The 20141-nt window shown below is 50.4% G+C and carries 12 protein-coding genes; 10 read left to right on the top strand and 2 right to left on the bottom strand.

Going from position 1 to position 20141, the window contains the following annotated elements:
• Positions 1-490: 490 nt before the first annotated feature.
• The 7 genes from J4G02_12980 (at position 491) to J4G02_12950 (ending at position 13456) form a co-directional block, all read left to right on the top strand.
• Positions 491-1858: an ammonium transporter gene (locus tag J4G02_12980; GenBank protein MCE2395492.1), complete on the top strand. Its 1368-nt coding sequence runs from the start codon at positions 491-493 to the stop codon at positions 1856-1858.
• 173 nt (positions 1859-2031) lie between these two features.
• Positions 2032-2631: an ANTAR domain-containing protein gene (locus tag J4G02_12975; protein ID MCE2395491.1), complete on the top strand. Its 600-nt coding sequence runs from the start codon at positions 2032-2034 to the stop codon at positions 2629-2631.
• Between the two features lie 163 nt (positions 2632-2794).
• The gene (nirB, locus tag J4G02_12970; GenBank protein ID MCE2395490.1) at positions 2795-5863 is read left to right on the top strand and encodes a nitrite reductase large subunit NirB; all 3069 of its coding nucleotides are present in this window, start codon (positions 2795-2797) and stop codon (positions 5861-5863) included.
• Between the two features lie 43 nt (positions 5864-5906).
• Complete coding sequence (locus J4G02_12965) at positions 5907-7253, top strand: MFS transporter (GenBank protein ID MCE2395489.1); 1347 nt, start codon at positions 5907-5909, stop codon at positions 7251-7253.
• Between the two features lie 29 nt (positions 7254-7282).
• Positions 7283-8962, top strand: a complete 1680-nt coding sequence (locus J4G02_12960; protein MCE2395488.1) for a dimethyl sulfoxide reductase anchor subunit — start codon at positions 7283-7285, stop codon at positions 8960-8962.
• A 2-nt stretch (positions 8963-8964) separates the two neighbouring features.
• Positions 8965-11763, top strand: a complete 2799-nt coding sequence (locus J4G02_12955; GenBank protein MCE2395487.1) for a molybdopterin-dependent oxidoreductase — start codon at positions 8965-8967, stop codon at positions 11761-11763.
• 412 nt (positions 11764-12175) lie between these two features.
• Positions 12176-13456, top strand: coding sequence for an ammonium transporter (locus tag J4G02_12950; GenBank protein MCE2395486.1), 1281 nt, complete (start codon positions 12176-12178; stop codon positions 13454-13456).
• 81 nt (positions 13457-13537) lie between these two features.
• Here the strand turns inward: J4G02_12950 and J4G02_12945 are convergent, their stop codons facing one another.
• Together J4G02_12945 and J4G02_12940 are read right to left on the bottom strand one after the other, a co-directional pair.
• Positions 13538-14410, bottom strand: a complete 873-nt coding sequence (locus J4G02_12945) for an MBL fold metallo-hydrolase (GenBank protein MCE2395485.1) — start codon at positions 14408-14410, stop codon at positions 13538-13540.
• Positions 14411-14427: 17 nt separating this feature from the next.
• A complete protein-coding gene (locus J4G02_12940; protein ID MCE2395484.1) occupies positions 14428-15093 on the bottom strand; it encodes a hypothetical protein in 666 nt (221 codons plus the stop codon).
• 293 nt (positions 15094-15386) lie between these two features.
• Here J4G02_12940 and J4G02_12935 point away from each other — a divergent pair, with 293 nt between their 5' ends.
• The 3 genes from J4G02_12935 (at position 15387) to J4G02_12925 (ending at position 20022) form a co-directional block, all read left to right on the top strand.
• A complete protein-coding gene (locus J4G02_12935) occupies positions 15387-17489 on the top strand; it encodes a beta-galactosidase (protein MCE2395483.1) in 2103 nt (700 codons plus the stop codon).
• 207 nt (positions 17490-17696) lie between these two features.
• Positions 17697-19238 (top strand): acyl CoA:acetate/3-ketoacid CoA transferase, encoded by a 1542-nt coding sequence (locus tag J4G02_12930; protein MCE2395482.1) that lies wholly within the window; start codon positions 17697-17699, stop codon positions 19236-19238.
• A 37-nt stretch (positions 19239-19275) separates the two neighbouring features.
• On the top strand, positions 19276-20022 hold the full coding sequence (locus J4G02_12925; GenBank protein MCE2395481.1) for a glucose 1-dehydrogenase: 747 nt from the start codon (positions 19276-19278) through the stop codon (positions 20020-20022).
• Positions 20023-20141 lie beyond the last annotated feature (119 nt).

Here is a 20141-nt window from a genome sequence, read left to right as displayed (position 1 = left end):
GTGAAACGTGAAAATTGGAAAACAGAATCGTCTCGTTTGTTCATCATAGCGCGATGAACTAATGAACCAACTGCATTATTCAATTATACCTAAAGCACCCACACAATGTAAAGCCGCAATCAAGCAGATAGAGATCGGCATCCAGCACATCCCTCTTGCCTGAAATTTAGGTGATTCGCTGCCTAAATTTTCAGCAGATTGCTGGAAATTACATCTACGTTTTACAATGAACAATCTACCGCCAATAATCTCGAAAGATCCAGCTATCAACCCATTGTTACTGTCTTTCAACCGTTTTTCTTTCTGCGAAAAATACCTATATCAACTACTGGCATCTTTTTTGCCTACGATCATTAACATAAAGATTTGGTCCTTGGCATCGGAAAGATAAATGATCTAATCAGATACAATCTTTTGTTAATCTTTCCTGCGCTTTACGGATAATTTACAATAAGCCGACGAAGGTGCCCACCTAATTAAGGAGACAAAAATGAAAAAAATCCTTCTGAATGATTACAGAATTGCAGGAATTGTTCTGATTTTGATGCTATGTCTAGGTATGAACGCTTTCGCCTTAGACGGCTTCGTCGAAGGTGAAAAGATCGAAACCTCAAAATATATTGCTGATACCATCTGGGTATTGGTTGCTGCCTTTCTGGTTTTCTTTATGCAGGCAGGCTTCTCCATGGTTGAAGCGGGATTTACCCGTGCGAAAAACGCCGTCAATATCCTGATGAAAAACCTAATGGATTTCTCGATGGGGGCTATCGCTTACTGGGCGATTGGATTCGCAATTATGTTTGGCGATGGCAATGGCTTCCTCGGATTGAGTGGATGGTTCGTCTCAGGAGAAACAAAAGGCTTCAGCGCACTAGAATGGAGTTCCGTCCCAACGCTTGCTGCATGGTTGTTCCAACTGGTTTTCGCAGCCACCGCAGCGACAATCGTCTCTGGTGCGATGGCCGAACGAACAAAGTTCAGAAGCTATCTGATTTACAGCGTTTTCATCACCGGTTTAATCTATCCAATCGTCGGACACTGGATCTGGGGAGGCGGTTGGCTGTCAAGTATGGGAATGTTGGATTTCGCAGGCTCAACGGTCGTCCACTCAACGGGCGGCTGGCTCGCTTTAGCAGGTGCAATCGTACTCGGTGCTCGCACCGGTAAGTATGATGCAAATGGAAGACCTCGCCCAATTCCCGGACACAACCTGCCGTTGGCGGCACTCGGTGTGTTTATCCTATGGCTTGGCTGGTTCGGATTTAATCCGGGTAGCCAGATGGCGGCTGATGCAAAACCCATTGCATTAATCGCTGTAACGACAAACCTTGCTGCCGCAGCGGGCGCAATTTTAGCCATGATAACCGCTTGGTTCAAACTCAAGAAGCCCGATGCTGGTATGGCACTCAACGGCGCACTTGCCGGACTCGTTGCTATTACTGCACCGTGTGCTTTTGTTACACCAGCGGCAGCAGTAATTATTGGCGCAATCGCAGGTGTTGTGGTCGTATTCTCGGTACTGATAATTGAAAACCTGAGGATCGACGACCCGGTTGGTGCGATTTCTGTACACGGCGTTTGCGGCGCTTTAGGAACGCTCTTGCTTGGCTTGTTCCATACTGAACAAGGGATTCTCTACGCAGCGGATAAAGGCGCAGCTTTCAAGTTCTTTGGTGCCCAATTTATTGGCGTCATTGCTGTTTTCGCGTGGTGCATGGTAGCAGGCTTTATCCTGTTTTACGGCATCAAAGCGATTGTCGGATTGCGCGCTAGTGAAGAAGAAGAGTTGGAAGGATTGGATTACGCCGAGCACGGTTCCAGCGCGTATCCAGACTTTACAATCTCCTCCATTAACTAGGAGATAGGTAAGCGTTCAGGTAGAGGCTATACCTAGACGCTTGCACAGATACAACAATTCATCAATTCCTCCTTGTGGACAAAGGCGTCCATTTGATAGGGGCGTGCTCCTACAGATGGACGCTTTTTTTAACTGAAATGTTGCTTCAAATGGACAATATAGAAGGTTCGAAAATGAGCAACACAGCTTCTCCATCACGCATCCTAATTTTTGATGACGATACGGAACGAGCGAATATGCTAGTTCAAGCGTTGGAAGTAAGCGAGTATACCGTAGCGGCCCATACCTCATCGGTTGGAGATCTGCTTCCACAGGCGGAAACAGTAAAACCCGATATTATTCTTATTGGCGCAGATGCACCGGGACAGGATATGCTAGCTGATGTTGCAACGATTAGCCAGCAACAGTCGGTGCCAATTGTCATGTTTACACGGGACAATCGTTCAGAAACCATTCGGGCAGCGACTCAAGCAGGAGTTTCAGCATACGTGGTCAATGGCCTTAGTCCCGAACGCATTCAGCCAATCATTGAGGCTGCCATTGCCCGTTTTCGTGAGTTCCAAGCGCTCGCGCAAGAACTAGAAAAAACAAAAACGAGCCTCGCCGAACGCAAGGTTATTGAACGCGCCAAGGGCATCATTATGGAACAGCGAGACTGTACGGAAGCGGAAGCGTATCGAACGTTACAGAAAATGGCAATGGATCGGAAGAAACGTTTGGCAGAAATCGCCCAAGATGTACTTTCAATCGCAGAAGTATTGACAAACAGATAGGCGTATCGTTCAATGGCGAACCAATCCGCCGAGATGAAGTAAAAATAAAAAATCGAGATTCCAAGCCAAAGATGGCAGGATAACGGACAAAGGCGTCCATTTGTGACCGAAGTTAATCGCAAGTGGACGCCTTTTTCTTTTCTGGAAAAGGATCTAAGGACACATGAAAGATTCAAATTTTATCAGAGAAACGAGCGACTCGAAAACAGTTGTTGTTATCGGAAACGGTATGGTCGGACATCGGTTCTGTGAAAAATTAGTCGAGTTTGATGTCGATCGAAAGTTGCAGATTGTAACGTTCTGTGAAGAACCTCGTGCGGCTTACGATCGCGTCGGTCTTACCCAATTCTTCACGAACCGCGACTCTGAACAACTCATGCTCACGAGCACCCAGTGGTACGAAGATCAAGGCATTTCGCTCCATGTGGGTGATAAAGCAACCGCCATCGACAGCGAGCTGCGAGTTGTCCAATCAGAAAACGGGAAGGAAATCCCCTACGACATCGTTGTACTCGCAACCGGCTCCTATCCCTTTGTGCCACCAATTCCGGGTGTCGATAAAGACGGTGTATTCGTCTACCGAACCCTTGAGACAGTCGAAGCGGCAGCCGTTATTGGTGGAGGATTGCTCGGCTTGGAAGCGGCAAAAGCAGCCTACGACCTTGGTCTCAAAACACATGTTGTCGAATTCATGCCCGGCTTGATGCCTCGACAGGTGGATGAAACTGGATCCAATCTCCTCATCAAAAAAATTGAGGAGCTCGGCGTCCATGTCCATGTCGACACAGCGACCAAAGAGATCATCGGTAACGGAAAGGTTGAGGGCATGGTATTCAACAGCGGTGAGGTGATCGACGTTGGAATGGTTATTGTCTCTGCGGGCATTCGACCTCGCGATGAACTTGCGCGTGAATGCGGGATCGAAGTCCACGAACGGGGCGGCATCGTCATCAATGATTATTTACAGACCGACGCCCCAGACATCTACGCTATCGGTGAGGTCGCCTTACACGGCGGGATGATTTACGGTCTCGTCGCACCGGGTTATGAAATGGCAGAAATTCTCGCTGCCCGGTTGACCGGCGATGGGACCCGAACCTTTGCCGGTGCCGATCTGTCGACAAAACTCAAACTTATGGGCGTTGACGTGGCAAGTTTCGGGGATTACACCGCGGATGATTCCATCGCCAAACCACTCACCTACGAAGATCCCTTCGGTGGCATCTACAAAAAACTGCTCTTTACCCTAGATGGGAAAAAGTTGGTCGGCGGCATCTTGGTCGGTGACGCTTCCGATTACGGTAGCCTCATGATGCTTTCAGAGAACGAAACCGAATTGACCACAGAACCGGGGGCGTTGGTGCTCGGTTCAAGCGGCGGCGGCGTGGTTGTATCCGCCACGGAGATGCCCGACGCAGCACAAGTTTGTCAGTGTAACAGCGTCAGCAAGGGCGACATCTGCTGCGCGATTCGTGACAATGAGCTTACAACTGTCGGGGAAGTAAAAACCTTCACGAAGGCAGGCACAGGCTGCGGTGGCTGTGTCCCACTCGTGACTGACCTACTCAAACAGGAATTAGAAGCAGCGGGATTAGAAATCAATACGGATCTGTGCGAACACTTCCCCTACACCCGTCAGGAATTATTCGATATTGTCAAAGTTAAGGAGATTAAAGCTTTCGATGCCCTTATCGCCGAGTATGGACACGGCAACGGCTGTGAAATCTGCAAACCTGCTGTCACATCAATGCTAGCGGGCCTGTGGAACGAGAACATCATGCTTGACAGACACCAAACATTGCAGGACACCAACGATCGTTTCTTGGCGAACATGCAGCGTGGTGGTCTTTATTCCGTCATTCCACGCGTCCCGGGCGGTGAAATTACGCCCGATAAACTCATCGCACTCGGTTCAATCGCTAAGAAATATGAACTTTATACGAAAATTACTGGTGGACAACGCATCGACATGTTTGGCGCACAGTTACACCAACTACCGGACATTTGGGAGGAACTTGTCAACGCAGGTTTCGAGAGCGGTCACGCCTACGGAAAGGCGTTACGGACCGTCAAGAGTTGTGTCGGCACAACATGGTGTCGCTACGCTGTCCAAGACTCGGTGAAGTTCGCCATTCAGGTCGAAGAACGCTATCGCGGTATCCGCTCGCCACACAAAATGAAAGCCGCTGTTTCCGGTTGTATCCGAGAATGTGCCGAAGCACAGGGCAAGGACTTTGGATTAATTGCGACCGAACAGGGCTATAATCTCTATGTCTGTGGAAACCTACTCGCAAGCGACATTAACGAGGAGACAGCCATTCAGTACCTCGATCGCTTTATCATGTTCTACATCATGACCGCTGACAAACTCACGCGAACCTCTGTCTGGCTCGAAAAGATGGAGGGAGGCATTGACTACCTTCGCGATGTAATTGTCCACGACAAACTTGGTATCTGCGATGAATTGGAGAGACGGATGGAGCATCTCGTTGACACTTACAAATGTGAGTGGAGAGAGGTGGTCATGAATCCGGAAATTCGGGAAAAGTTCCGACAATTCATCAATACCGATGAGACCGAAACCGGCATTGAGCTTGTTTCGGAACGCGGACAGCAACGCCCAAAGTATTGGGAAAAGGACCTCATTCCAATCGAAGATGTAACCTTACCATCAAGCGCAAAGTTGAAAGCCTTGCGCGAATCCCCAGATAAACAGTGGATCAAAGTCGGGAGCGTTTCTGACTTTCCCCACGACGGCGGCGCAGCAATCAAATATGGAAAAACACAGATTGCCGTGTTCAATTTCTCCTCCCGTGGTGAGTGGTACGCGACGCAAAATATGTGTCCACACAAGAAGGCGTTCGTTCTCTCCCGCGGCATCATTGGTGATGCGCAGGGCACACCGAAAATCGCCTGTCCACTGCACAAAAAAACCTTCTGCCTCGAATCGGGAGCATGTCTGAGCGGCGAGGATTACGAAGTGCTTACCTTTCCGGTGAAAGTTAAAGACAACGATGTCTACCTTAAACTTCCACCCCAAGATGAACTTGATGCGACTTTGTCAACCGAAAACTTCTGCAACATCGGCGCGTTGCCCAGAGGTCCTGAGAAAGGGGCCGCGAAAGACCCAATCACGCCTTACTTACGGGTGGAACGTCCTGATGGACAGTTGGATTATATCGGCGAGCGGGTAGGTGTGAATATCTCTGAATCCGATATATTGAATTCCTAACACCGCTTTGGAGAGATAATTCTTATTTGGAGGGATATACCTAATGGAAGTCAAAAACAAGGCAACACGAATTAATCTATTCAGTTTGAAAACGGTACAGATGCGTGCTTTTCACATGACATGGGGTGCGTTTTTCCTAGCTTTTTTCGGTTGGTTCGGTATTGCCCCCCTAATGGCAATCGTCCGAGAAGACCTGATGCTGACCAAAGCCCAAATCGGTAACACCATCATCGCTTCAGTGGCGATTACAGTGCTCGTGCGGATTGTTATCGGCCCTCTCTGCGACCGGATCGGTTCGAGGCGGGCGTATACATGGCTGTTGCTTATCGGCTCACTTCCTGTGATGGGGATTGGGCTTGCCAAGAGTTACGAAACTTTCCTGCTTTTCAGATTAGCTATTGGTGCGATTGGGGCGTCGTTTGTCATCACGCAATATCATACCTCTGTGATGTTCGCCCCCAACGTCATCGGTACAGCGAATGCAACAACAGCCGGTTGGGGGAATTTAGGCGGTGGTGTGACGCAGATGGTAATGCCACTGATTTTTACCACGCTGCTTACTTTGGGTATCGATAAATTTCTCGGTTGGCGTTTGGCAATGATTGTGCCCGGTGCAGCACTGTTTCTCACCGGCATCGCTTACTATTTCGTCACACGCGATGCGCCAGATGGAGATTACAAAGAGCTACGCACCCGGGGCGAACTCCCTGCGATCCAAAGCAAAGGCATAGAGTCATTCATGCTCGCAGTTAAAGACTACCGCGTCTGGGCGTTGTTTGCCATCTATGCTGTCTGCTTCGGCGTTGAGTTGACGATTAACAATATCGCTGCGCTTTACTATCACGACCGATTCGGTCTAGATGTAAAGACAGCAGGACTGATTGCCGGGCTGTTTGGCTTGATGAACATCCTCGCCCGTACCATGGGCGGTATGTTTTCCGATCTGTTCGCAAAAAAGATGGGGTTGAGAGGGCGCGTCCTATTCCTATTTATCGCCCTCCTCGGCGAGGGACTCGCACTTATACTCTTCTCCCAGATGGGAGTTTTGGCTGTCGCTGTTGTCACAATGATTGTCTTCAGCCTCTTCGTGCAGATGTCCGAAGGCGCGACCTACGGTATTGTGCCTTTCATCAACAAAAAGGCTCTCGGCGCAGTCGCCGGACTCGTTGGTGCAGGTGGAAACGCAGGAGCAGTCGCAGCAGGTTTCCTTTTCCGTGCTGAGAGTATCACAACACAACAGGGACTGCTATACCTTGGGTTTATGGTTACGGTTGCAGCATTCTGCAGCGTGTTAGTCCGATTCTCGCCGGCAGTTCAAGAAGCTGAGAAAAAGGCATTTGAAGCTGCACTTGCCGATAAAGCAAGGCTAAAAGAAGAAGCCGCAGTATAATACCCATCTGAGTTCATAGGAGACGTCAAATGGAAGCTCCGAAAAAAATAATCGAGTTTGAACTACAACAACTCGTAGTTAGTGCATTGGCGGAACAGCGGGAAATTACTGCGATCGAAAAATATGCCCAGCAGCACGAAAATCACCAACTCCCTCTCCAGCAAAAATACTATCAAGATTTAGTGCCACTGTCTCAACCAAAACAAGGTCAGCAGTACGCCTTTGAAGTAGATCTGGATCGGTGTAGCGGCTGCAAGGCTTGCGTAACAGCATGTCACAGTCTCAACGGTTTGGACGAAAACGAAACGTGGCGTTCCGTAGGATTACTTCTTGGTGGCACCGAAGAAAAACCGATTCAGCAACACGTAACCACCGCCTGCCATCATTGTGCGGAGCCCGCGTGCATGCACGGTTGCCCCGTCAACGCCTATGAAAAAGATGAGATCACAGGCATAGTTAAACATCTTGACGATCAGTGTATCGGGTGCGTCTATTGTACGCTAAAATGTCCCTACGAAGTTCCCCAGTACGACAAGGTACACGGAATTGTCCGAAAATGCGATATGTGTGCCGACCGGCTGAGCGAAGGCGAAGCCCCGGCGTGCGTACAGGCATGCCCAACCCAAGCCCTCGCCATTAAAGTAGTGGATAAAGAAAAAATCCTCGAAGAAAGTCAAGCGACAGCACTGGTTCCGGGAGCACCACCTTCTGACTATACGCTGCCCACAACGACCTATAAGTCGAGTCAAGTCGCCCCCAGAAACATGTTACCGAGCGACTACCATCATCTCAACCCCCAACACTCCCATCCACCGCTCATCATTATGCTAGTGCTCACCCAGTTATCCGTCGGGGCGTTCTGTGTGGATATGTTGCTGAATACATTTCTAAATAACCCCGTAGCCCCTTATCTGAACCCGATACGTTCCGTCGTCGCGCTATGTTCCGGACTGTTGGCACTTGGAGCGAGCGTATTTCATTTGGGACGACCGCTCTATGCCTTTCGCGTCGTTGTCGGTTTGAAAAAATCGTGGTTGAGCCGGGAAGTCCTCGTCTTTGGCCTTTTCGCCATGCTCGCCGTGCTTTATGCCGCCTCGTTCTGGATCGGTAGAATGGAAGATATCCATTTCATGCTCGGTCTTGGGGTGATAATGAGTGGGATGTTGGGGGTCGTGTTTTCCGTTTTGGTTTATGCCGACTGCCAAAAGGAATTATGGCGAGAATTTATAAGTGGATTCAAGTTTTTCACAACAGTCGCTATCCTCGGACTCTCAACCACACTGATCACTTCAACCACAAGCGTTCTGTTCATCAATTCAGTTGGACGAAAGGAAATAATTCTGTTTTCCATCGGTCCGCTATGCCTCGGATTAACAGCCATATCCGCACTGAAAATGCTTTGGGAAGCGTCAATTTTCCGCTATCTGACAGACCATTCCTACTCCATATTTAAGCGTGCTGCGCTGTTAATGGTCGGAAAACTTAATCGGGTGACGCTGCTTCGCTTTCTCACCGGCGGGTTAGGAGGCTTACTTCTACCCCTGCTTGTCTATTATGCCTCGCAGAACATAGACCCCAATTCATCCGATACGGTTCTGCTCATCGGGTTAAGCATTGTGACCTTCTCGTTGACACTCATCGGAGAGTTTTGCGAACGATATCTTTTCTTTACCACCGCTGTCAGCCTTAAGATGCCGGGGGATTTTTAAGTATGAAAAATAAACAACCACAGGCACTCAAAGAAAAAATCAGTTCGATTTTTCATCAATTGGACGGAAAGTTGACTCGTGACCGGCGCTTAGAGTCTGGAAAATACGGTCTTGGCAAAGTCCCTCAACAACTGAAACCGGATGCCACAACGCGAGCAATTTGTGGCTTTTGTTCGACCGGATGCTGTTTGGATATCCATCTGAAAGATGGTCAGGCGGTCAATATCACTCCCACCACAGAATATCCGGTGAACCTAGGCATGGCATGTCCAAAGGGCTGGGAAGCACTGACCCCGCTGAAATCCTCAGATCGAGCAACGACGCCACTATTACGAAACCCGCACGATACACTGGAACCTGTGGATTGGCACACCGCGCTATCCACCTTTACAGAACGTTTCAAAACCATCCAAGAGAAATACGGGAGCGCTTCCGTCGCTTTTTTGAGTACCGGTCAGATTCCGATGGAGGAAATGGCTTACCTAGGCGCGCTAGCCAAATTCGGCATGGGTATCCTACACGGGGATGGCAACACGCGGCAATGTATGGCAACTTCTGTTGTTTCGTACAAACAATCCTTCGGCTTTGACGCACCGCCGTATACCTACAAGGATTTTGAAGAATCCGACGTAATTGTTCTTATCGGTTCAAACCTCTGTGTGGCGCATCCGATCATGTGGGAACGTGTCATGATGAACAGAAACAACCCAGAGATCGTTGTGATTGACCCACGCGCCACAGAAACGGCGATGGCTGCGACCCGGCACTACGCAATCCGCCCGAAGTCAGACATCTATCTTTTCTACGGGCTCGCTCATATTCTCGTCGAAGGTGGCAACATCGACACAGCATATATTGAGACACACACTACCGCTTTCAATGACTTTACCGAGCACATCAAAACCTATACACCGGAGTTCGTCAGTTCAAAGACGGGGATCGAGGTCTCTCATCTCTATCGTTTAGCGGACATGATTGCCCAAGGAGAGCGCGTCTCCTTCTGGTGGACGATGGGCATAAACCAGAGTTACGAAGGTGTTCGTGTCGCTCAGTCGATTATCAATCTCGCCCTGATGACCGGCAACATCGGACGACCCGGTACCGGCGCAAACTCGATCACGGGCCAATGCAACGCGATGGGATCAAGGCTTTTCAGCAACACGACCAATCTCCTCGGCGGTCATGACTTTACCAATCCACAGCACCGCCAAAAAATCGCCGATATTCTCGGTATCAATGTATCCCAAATTCCACAGGAAAATAGTTGGGCTTACGACCAGATTGTCGATGGTATTACTAGTGGCAAGATTAAGGGACTATGGATTATTGCCACCAATTCCTCCCACTCTTGGATTAATCAGGGACGTTTTAACAAAATCATCAAGCAGCTCGATTTTCTCGTCGTTCAGGACATGTATCACACGACAGAATCGGCTCAAAGGGCGGATCTAGTTTTGCCCGCCGCGGCGTGGGGAGAAAAAGAGGGGACTTTCATCAACTCGGAACGCCGCATCGGCTTAATCAAAAGAGTTACTCAAGCCCCCGGCGTCGCGCTCTCCGATTTTAACATCTTTAAGTTAATCGCTCATCATTGGGGATGCGCCGAACTATTCAAAGATTGGGAAACGCCGGAGGATGTCTTCGGTATCCTCAAAAAGGTGTCCAAAGGTCAACCGTGTGACATCACCGGTATCAGAGACTATCAAATGTTGGATAATTTGGGTGGTATTCAATGGCCCTTTAAGGAAGGAACATCGTTAAGCGGAAATGAACGCCGATTGTTTTCCGATGGTCGTTTCTACCATCCTGACGGCAAAGCGAAATTCCTTTTTGAAGAGCCACGTCAGTCTCTTGAGACACCCGATACCGAATATCCATTTTGGTTGCTCACCGGTCGGGGCACCACAGCCCAATGGCATACGCAGACACGGACATGCAAATCTTCTGTTCTGCGCAAACTCTACCCGGAGGAGGTTTATGTCGAAATCAACGGGGATGACGCACGAAAACTAGGGATTGGTCCCAATGAATTGATCAGTCTTATTTCTCGGAGGGGGCAGATTCAGGCACGCGCGCATATCACTTATCAAGTTCAGCGGGGACAGATCTTTATCCCAATGCACTATGAGGAGACCAATAAGCTGACCTTATCCCAATTTGACCCCTACTCCCGGCAGCCCTCCTACAAAGCATGCGCCGTAAAAATTGAGCGGTCAAGGTCAATCCGGGATCACATTCAACCCTTTGGAAAAGATGAACCCATGACCGCCTCCGAAGATATCCAACATGCAAACATCTTGCTCATCATTGGTGTAGACATGGCGGAGAATCATCCTATCCTTTTTCACATGATCCAGCGGCGTCGGTCAGAAGAGCGGAGTACGCGGATTATTGTTGTTGATTCGCGTCATACGCTAACCACCCAATATGCGGATGTGCATGTGTCCCTCACCTCCGGCGGTGAGGCGGCTTTCCTACAGCTTGTCGCCAAACGCCTATGCGCTATGGAACGCATTGATAAGCGGTCTGTCAAACGAAACCCTCAAGGATTCAACACATATCGTAAATTTTTGGAAACACTTGACGAGCAAATCCTGATCTCTACCTACCAACTCCATCCAGCGCGCATCGACGAAGTGGTCGAATTTCTGATGATGCCGGGACATCTATTCAGTTTCTACTATCCAGAGAATGGGCAGAGCACACATGGCGTAGGAATAGATGTCACCCTTATGAATCTACATCTCCAGTTAGGACAAGTTGGGATGAAGGGATCGGGCTACCTTGCGTTGAGAGGATAGATTTTTGCGTTTCGGTGGGTGCCCTACCCGTTCCATAGAAAAAGAGCCTACCCTCAAATCACACAAAATCGAAAAAATTCTGTTTACTTTTGAATCCGATAGTGTTATACTGCCTGATAAGGAGCTTGAAACAATTTTCAAGTTGAACGTAGTGAAATCCCGTGCCGTTCCGCCTGTCCCCCTGGTCTCGTCTGTCCCGCCTGTCCCGATTTATCGGGGATCCGTCAGGGATTTATCGGACGATTCATCGGGGATCTTATCGGGGCAGGTAACGATCGTCTAAACCTAAATGGAGGTCAAAATGCACCAACAACCACACAGTGTGTTTAGGTTTCAGAAACATGCAATAAAACCTATAAGGCTTTTAAGACACGGTAAGCCCAGAAGTGTTCTGGGACTGCTGTTCGTACTGATGTTCTTAGCGCTCCCAAAACTTGCTCTCGCCGAAGATGCTCTGGATTCAGGTGACACCGCCTGGCTGCTCACAGCAACAGCGCTGGTTCTGTTCATGACCATTCCCGGTCTTGCCCTGTTCTATGGCGGACTGGTGCGTGCAAAAAATGTTCTATCGCTATTGATGCAGTGTTTTACGCTGACGGGACTGATTACCGTTATATGGATCGTGATTGGTTACAGTATTGCCTTTGATACAACCGGCATGTCTATGAAAGTAACCAATGGCCACTCATTTGTCGGCGGGCTCAGTAAGGCGTTCCTTCGGGGTGTGAATGCGGATAGCTTATCAGGCACTATCCCGGAAACAGTGTTTATCTGCTTCCAGATGACCTTTGCCATCATCACACCCGCCCTGATTGCGGGTGCCTTTGCGGAACGAATGAAATTCTCCGCTATGCTCTGGTTCATGGGGATCTGGTCTATAATTGTGTACGCGCCAATCTGCCACATGGCGTGGGCTGGAGATGGCTCATACTTTGGAGATATTTTGGGCGCACTCGATTTTGCTGGTGGAACTGTGGTACACGTCAACGCGGGTGTTGCAGCGCTTGTTGCTGCACTAATGATTGGCAAACGCTACGGCTATCCTGAGACCCCCATGCCACCCCACAACTTGACCCTGACAGTCATCGGTGCCTCCATGCTCTGGGTCGGCTGGTTCGGTTTCAATGCCGGTAGTGCTTTGGCAGCCGACGGCACGGCAGGGATGGCGATGCTAGTCACACAAATTTCTACAGGCACCGCCGCATTGGCTTGGATGTTTATTGAGTGGATAAAGTACAAAAAGCCAAGCGTGCTAGGTATCGTCACCGGTGCTGTCGCAGGGCTTGTGGCAATTACCCCTGCATCCGGCAGCGTTGGACCGATGGGCGCATTGGTTATCGGATTCGTTTCAGGCGTAATCTGTTTCTGGGGGGCGACCAGCCTCAAGCATAAGCTCGGATACGACGATTCGCTCGATGCCTTTGGCGTACACGGCATCGGTGGTATCGTTGGATGCTTGTTGACCGGCATATTCGCCGCAGAAGGATTAGGTGGAATGGGAATGGACAAGAGTATCGGTTTACAACTTTGGAGTCAGTTTGTCAGTCTCATTGTGACCATACTTTGGAGCGGGATTGTTTCCTTTATTATTCTCAAGGCTGTTGATAAGGCGGTTGGTTTACGCGTCAAATACAACGATGAACAAGAAGGATTAGACCTCGCGCTACACAACGAACGAGGCTACAACCTGTAGAACTACAAAGAACCGCAGATTTCATAGAACTACGCCGATGGGGAATCACCCGCGAGATTCTATGGAATCTGTGGTTTTACATTAAAGGTCACCTGCTTTCGCCAGACTCCGGTGGACGATTTCAATCCATCGACCCGTCGAAATGAAACCGGCTCCCCAAGAACGCCACTTTTTGGGAAGTCCCGCCGCTTTAATTTCTTCCAAACTTTTTCCCCCTTCTATCTGATCCCGAATCACCTCCGTTGTCGCCACAAGCGTCCGGTGATAAGTCCTGAGATCGTCAACCTCCGAAAGTGGACCGTGTCCCGGAATCAGCTTTACATCGGGCGGGAGTTCGGTTAAGAGTTTCTCAATATGCTTTATTAATCCCTCCACATCACCACCGTTATTCAAATCAACGTAGGGAAATCGCCCGGAGAAAAAGAGATCCCCCATATGCACAACGTTTGATCCAGTAAAGAAAATGACGCTGTCCCCATCCGTATGACTATTCGGAAAGTGGATGACACGAATCTCTTCGCCGTTGAAGTGGATAGACAGCGAATTGTCGAATGTAACCACCGGCAAGGCTTCTTCGGAAGAAGATTCCATCTGTAACCGTTTCCGGACATTGGTGTGAGAGATGATGTGCGCCTCAGTTCCGAAGATGCTGTTACCACCGGTATGATCACCGTGAAAATGGGTGTTGATCAGAAACTTTAATGGTTTCTCACCTAACTCTTTGAGTGCATTCCGAATCTTTTCCGCCAACGGCGCGAACTGATCATCGACCAACAAAATCCCGTCCGGTCCCACCGACGCACCGATATTCCCGCCAGCCCCTTCCAGCATATAGATGTTGCCGGCAACGTGAGTCGTTTTAATCTCGATCCTTGCGAAATCCATCTGCGCCCAAGCAGTTATGCACAAGAAAGTAGCAATCGCCGCAACGATTGTATAAGCCAGACGTTTCATAGCTTTTCCTTTCGCACTCATTTCGCCTGTAAAGCCTGATGTGCCAACATCCGCAGGCGGTCCGTATCCGTCAGGTAATGCTCAATCTGCTCTGCAAATTCGGCAAGCGTTTCTTCTACTGTGGCAGCCGTGGTATCAAGAATAAATTTTCTGCGGATCAGCGAGGCTGCGTACTCTTCCTCAAACCGTTGCAGAACATATTCAATGTCTTTCTCCTGTAAGACGCCGAGCGGCTGTGGATTCTCTCGCATCCGTTGTGCGATAGCTTCGGCTGACGCTTTCAGCAGGATAAGCACCGTGTCAGGTGCTTCCTCCATAATCGTTTTCTCTACCGCGCGTGCCATTGTTGTGCGCTCGGCATATTCACCTTTGCCACCGTAGCCGTAATACAACGGCGCATAGACCGCTTCCTCGATATGAAAGCCAGTCATGTTGTGATCCGGATCGTTGTAAAATGCGGGCTGCAGATGGTACTCAATGATATAACGCTGAAACATCTCCTTGAGCCGTGGACTCAGCGCCGCAAATTGATCTTGATCTTCTTCTGTTAATTCATTAGAAGGGATGGTAAAATGGTCATGGAAGCCGCGAGCACCACCCAGTGTATCATCTATCCATTTCACAATCTCATTGGCTAACGTTGTCTTACCGGCGTATTCACAGCCGACGAGGATAAGTTTCATAATGTCTTCCTCCTAAACAGTAGGGGCAATCCTTGTGGTTGCCCGCTTTGGGCAGGTACAAGACCTGCCCCTACAAAAGTAACGCCGGATCCATCCGTCCGAATATGCCGATGCAACGATGGATGGCGCAGGTTCTCAACCGTTGGTCTAAGTCAGTATAGCAGAGAACCCAATCTCCGTCAACAGCACAAATAACCAGTCAAATAACCCAAGTTAGCACCTATCGCCTATCGGAGTGACGAAACGCCTCACTCAATGAACTAATGTACTAAAATATATACAGGAGATACCAAATGCCCACGACAAAACGTTTTGAACATCCGAAGACCCCATTTCCCGTCGGGGTAGAGTACTACCGTGCCCCTACACCTAAACTCGATTGCTGGGATGAAGACTTTGCTCGATTGAGTGCGGCGGGTTTCCGGGTGGTGCGCAGTTTTACCTATTGGAACTGGATGGAACCGCGTCCCGGCATCTACGAATTGGCTGACTTCGACTATATGTTCGACTTGGCAGAAAAACATGGATTGTCCGTCTGGCTCGATATCGTGCTGGGAACACATGGCGCATGCCCGGAGTGGCTGACCCGTGAGCATCCCGATATGCGGGTCGTCAACCACCGTGGTCAACGTGCAGAAACCGACGCGGGACCCGCTTATCCACAAGGCGCGATGATCCACTGCTACGACCATCCCGCTTGGCGCGAATACGGCGGCGGACTGTTGCGCCACGTAGTGCACCGCTATAAAGACCGACCCAACTTGTTAATCTGGGGACTCTGGGATGGAGTGAATCTGGCATCGGTCTGGCACCGAGATGGCGATGGCTACCCGTGTTACTGTGAAAACACAATTGCGAAGTACAAAAAGTGGCTACGCGAGCGATTTACGCTAGACACCCTCAATACCCGTTTCTCACGCCGTTATCGCCGCTGGGAAGATGTGGAACCGCCTCGATCTGATCAGAACGTCGTCGAAATGCTGCTCTATCGTGAATTTCACTACGAGAACCTAGCAAATCATCTGCAATGGATGGTAGACGAAGTCGAGGAGATTGACCCCCATCATGAGGTGAGATCACACGGCGGCTGGTCGCCACGACCTTGGGATGAGCGGTGTGCGCGGATTGTGGACAGCTGGGGGATGTCGATGTCATCTAACAATCTGCTCACATCGGATGGCCCTTATCAAATTGCAGATCGAGCGTTCAGCTTCGACTGGTCACGGAGTGCCGGGCGCAACGGACGTTGGTGGAATGAAGAAATCTACGCAGGTATGTCGAGGGGTGGAGTGACATGGAAAAAACAATCCGATCCACGAGAACTGACTACACTCCTCTGGATGACCTTAGCAGGCGGTGCTGCAGGAACGATGTTTTGGCAATATCGACCCGAGTATCTCAGCTTCGAGTCTCCCGGCTATAACTTAGTTGCTCTAGATGGCGAGCCAACCCCCCGTTTCGATGCGGTGGCGCGTGCAATAGCACAGATTGAGGGACTCACCGAACACCTACCTCTGGAATGCCCACGCGCCGACGTAGCCATCGTGTACCACCCCGAATCGCAGGAACTTTTCAGCTATAACGATGAATCCGACCACTTCTTAGCGGATCTGCGTGGTGTGTACCGGACGCTCTGGACGCACGGCATCTCTGCCGAGGTAATCACACCCCGGATGGACTGGTCGGGATACCGGCTCCTGTTTCTGCCGAATGTCGCATTGATGGATGCAGAAACACAGGAACGAATTGAACAGACGCTACAAGAAAGCTCTGAAACGCATTTCGTGGCAGAGGGGAGTTTCGGCATGTATTCCGCCGATGGACAGTCGAGCTACCGTCCGCCGGAAGGATTTGCCGATCGGTTCGGTGTGCGGGTAGCGGACTTCTCAGCGGTGACGCCGTACGACATCGAATGTGGACGGAACATCGTGGAAACCCCTTACGGACAAGCAACTATTCAGACGCCGTGCGGATATGCTATCCTAGAACCACGCAACAATACCCGCTCCATCGCATCTTTGGGCGATGACACCGTAGCCGTGCAGACAGCGGATCGACGTTTCACGTGGTTCGGCTTCACGCTATCGGCAGGATTCGGCGATGTGGGCCAGCCCGACCTAGTTCTCGGACTGGCGGATGAATTTGGAGTACACCCCGCGGTATCCGTCGAAGGAGATCGTGTGGTGCCGATTGTGCGAAAATCACGCCGTGGCGGATGGCTGCTGTTCGCCTTCAACCTCGAATCGCAGCAGGCACATGTCACCTTACGTCCCACATGGAAAACAAGCCACGCTCACGACCTGTTGGCTCATCGTGACGTGCCGATTACAGATGGTGCATTCCATATCACCATCGAACCTTGGGAGGTTGCGGTCATACACTGTGCTGAAGCTTAAAACCGGTCTGATAAGTCTAATGAGACACTCCAAACTGGTGCGGTTAGGATGCCGCATCTACCGGTCTCCCGTTTGGTAGGCGCAGTTGGAAACAGCACCTACCAAACACCGGGAGCGAAAGTGTCTATTTATTTTTAGAATTCACTATAGTTGGAGAATCTTGGTCTTTAACCGTGATCAATCCTGATTCGCAGGAGTCAATAAATGATAAAACCGATTATCACCGCAGAAGAAGCTGTGCAGATGGTACAAAGTGGGGATACCCTCGTTATCGGGGGCAGCGGTGCCGGACACGCCATCCCTGAAAAACTCATTGAGGCGTTAGGGAAACGATTCCGAGCAACGCTTCAGCCGCGCGACCTGACCGTTGTTCACATCAGCGGGATGGGCGATCAAGGCGCACTCGGCTTGGGACACCTCGCCGACCCGCGCCTGATTAAAAGAGACATCGGTGGGCATTGGGGGATGTCGCCACCGATGGCAAAGCTCGCGATCGAAAACAAAACCGAGGCGTACAACCTCCCGCAGGGTGCGTTGTCATGCCTGATGCGGAGCATCGCCGCCGGTGCGCCGGGCTACATTACCCATGTCGGTTTGCACACATTCGCAGATCCCCGAATCGAAGGTGGCAAACTCAACGAACGGGCGACGGAAGATTTGGTCGAAGTCGTCACGCTGCGAGGCAAGGAGTACCTAATGTACCACAGCTTCCCCGTCAACGTCGCCTTCATCCGCGGCACAACCGCAGATCCCGATGGCAATATCTCAATGGAAGATGAGGCAGCTTACTTTGAAATGCTTTCGGATGCGCAAGCGGCGCGGAATTCCGGAGGAAAAGTCATTGCACAGGTTAAGCGCATGGTTGAAAAACGTGGCATCGATCCCCGTATGGTCAAGATCCCCGGCACCCTTGTCGATGCGCTCGTACTTGCCCCAGACCAAAAACAGACCTACCAGATCGACTTTGATCCAGCACTGTGTGGGGAGGCTCGCGAAGGCGACCTAAGTATGGGAAGGCTCTCGCTCGATGAGCGCAAAGTCATCGTTAAACGAGCGGCGTTGGAACTACGTCCGAGTGTCGTGGTAAATCTCGGATTTGGTATGCCCTTTGGTGTCGGGATGATCGCCGAAGAAAGCGGGATCGAAGATCAGATCACCCTCAGCATCGAACAGGGCAGCTTGGGCGGCATTCCTGCGGGTGGACTCGATTCTGGCGCGATGTACTATCCGATGGCGATCTTAGATCAACCCTACCAGTTCGACTCATATCAGGGCGGGGGCATTGACATTGCATTCCTCTCGCACGCCCAAGTGGATGGATACGGCAACGTGAACGTCAGCAAATTTGGCAGCCGCATCCCCGGCTGCGGCGGTTTCATCGACATCTCCCAGAATGCGAAGAAGGTTGTCTTCTGCGGCACCCTCGCCGTGAAGTCAGAGGTCGAAATCCAAGATGGCAGGGTCAAGGTCGTTAAGGAAGGCGTAGTGCCCAAGTTCGTCGAGCAGGTGGAACAGATCACCTTCAGCGGCAGATACGCCCGCGAAACGGGGCAGGAAGTTCTGTACGTCACCGAACGCGCCACCTTCCAACTGACGAACCGCGGTGTCGAGTTAAAGGAGGTCGCGCCGGGGATTGACATCCAACGGGATGTGATAGATGGGATGGGCTTCAAGCCAATCGTTGAAGATGTCTCAACAACCGATGCAAAGGTGTTTACCGACCAAACTTTGGCATTCTCAAACTTTTAAATCAAATCATGATTCAACAGAAAGGAGGTAAAAACTAATGTCACGACTGAAGGACAAGGTTGCCGTTATTACGGGCTCAGGTATGGGATTAGGTCAAGCGATGGCATTGCTATTCAGCCGCGAGGGTGCCAAAATTGTCGTTCCCGATATCAATACAGAGGCTGGAGAGGAAACGGTGGACGCTATCCGCAAGGAAGGAGGCGACGCGATTTTTGTTCGAGCGGATGTCTCCAAGGGGGATGATGCTGAACGCATGATTAGTGCAGCCGTTGATTCCTATGGTAGCGTTGATGTCTTGGTCAATAATGCGGGGGTACAGGTTGAAAAGAATGTCCCCGACACCACCGAGGAGGAGTGGGACTACGTTTTGGGTGTGAACCTCAAAGGCACCTTTCTCTGCTCAAAAGCCGCTATTCCGCAGATGCGTCGTCAGGGTGGTGGGAGCATTATCTGTATCTCATCCATTTCAGGCCTCGTCGGACAGCCGAACCAAGCGTCCTACAACGCCTCCAAGCACGGCGTCATCGGACTGGTCAGATCCATGGCGTGCGACCACGCCCAAGAGGGTATCCGAATCAACGCAATCTGTCCCGGATCTATGAACACACCCATGGCAGCAAACATCCCGGAAGAACACCTCGCACCGTATCGCAAAGCGAACCTTTTTGGGCGTTTTGCGGAACCGATAGAGGTCGCCTATGCCGCCCTATTCCTAGCAAGCGATGAGTCGTCGTATGTCACAGGTTCTGTGATGACCGTCGATGGTGGGTATACGACGAAATAGGCTAACCTGAGTTGCTAGGGTGTGTTGATATTTTGCCTTCATTGACGTACTCCAAAAGCTAAAGCATTTGGATTCTTGTTAGGGAATCCACTTTCTAATTGTGCGGTCAACACGACTGC

Source organism: Candidatus Poribacteria bacterium (genome assembly GCA_021295755.1).
Classification (GTDB): domain Bacteria; phylum Poribacteria; class WGA-4E; order WGA-4E; family PCPOR2b; genus PCPOR2b.
This window is presented reverse-complemented; position numbering and strand designations above follow the sequence as displayed.

What these genes read in the sequence shown, in the direction of transcription:
- J4G02_12980 (MCE2395492.1), top strand. Translation starts at nt 491, where the DNA reads ATGAAAAAAATCCTTCTGAATGATTACAGAATTGCAGGAATTGTTCTG.
- J4G02_12975 (MCE2395491.1), top strand. Translation starts at nt 2,032, where the DNA reads ATGAGCAACACAGCTTCTCCATCACGCATCCTAATTTTTGATGACGAT.
- nirB (MCE2395490.1), top strand. Translation starts at nt 2,795, where the DNA reads ATGAAAGATTCAAATTTTATCAGAGAAACGAGCGACTCGAAAACAGTT.
- J4G02_12965 (MCE2395489.1), top strand. Translation starts at nt 5,907, where the DNA reads ATGGAAGTCAAAAACAAGGCAACACGAATTAATCTATTCAGTTTGAAA.
- J4G02_12960 (MCE2395488.1), top strand. Translation starts at nt 7,283, where the DNA reads ATGGAAGCTCCGAAAAAAATAATCGAGTTTGAACTACAACAACTCGTA.
- J4G02_12955 (MCE2395487.1), top strand. Translation starts at nt 8,965, where the DNA reads ATGAAAAATAAACAACCACAGGCACTCAAAGAAAAAATCAGTTCGATT.
- J4G02_12950 (MCE2395486.1), top strand. Translation starts at nt 12,176, where the DNA reads ATGTTCTTAGCGCTCCCAAAACTTGCTCTCGCCGAAGATGCTCTGGAT.
- J4G02_12945 (MCE2395485.1), bottom strand. Translation starts at nt 14,410, where the DNA reads ATGAAACGTCTGGCTTATACAATCGTTGCGGCGATTGCTACTTTCTTG.
- J4G02_12940 (MCE2395484.1), bottom strand. Translation starts at nt 15,093, where the DNA reads ATGAAACTTATCCTCGTCGGCTGTGAATACGCCGGTAAGACAACGTTA.
- J4G02_12935 (MCE2395483.1), top strand. Translation starts at nt 15,387, where the DNA reads ATGCCCACGACAAAACGTTTTGAACATCCGAAGACCCCATTTCCCGTC.
- J4G02_12925 (MCE2395481.1), top strand. Translation starts at nt 19,276, where the DNA reads ATGTCACGACTGAAGGACAAGGTTGCCGTTATTACGGGCTCAGGTATG.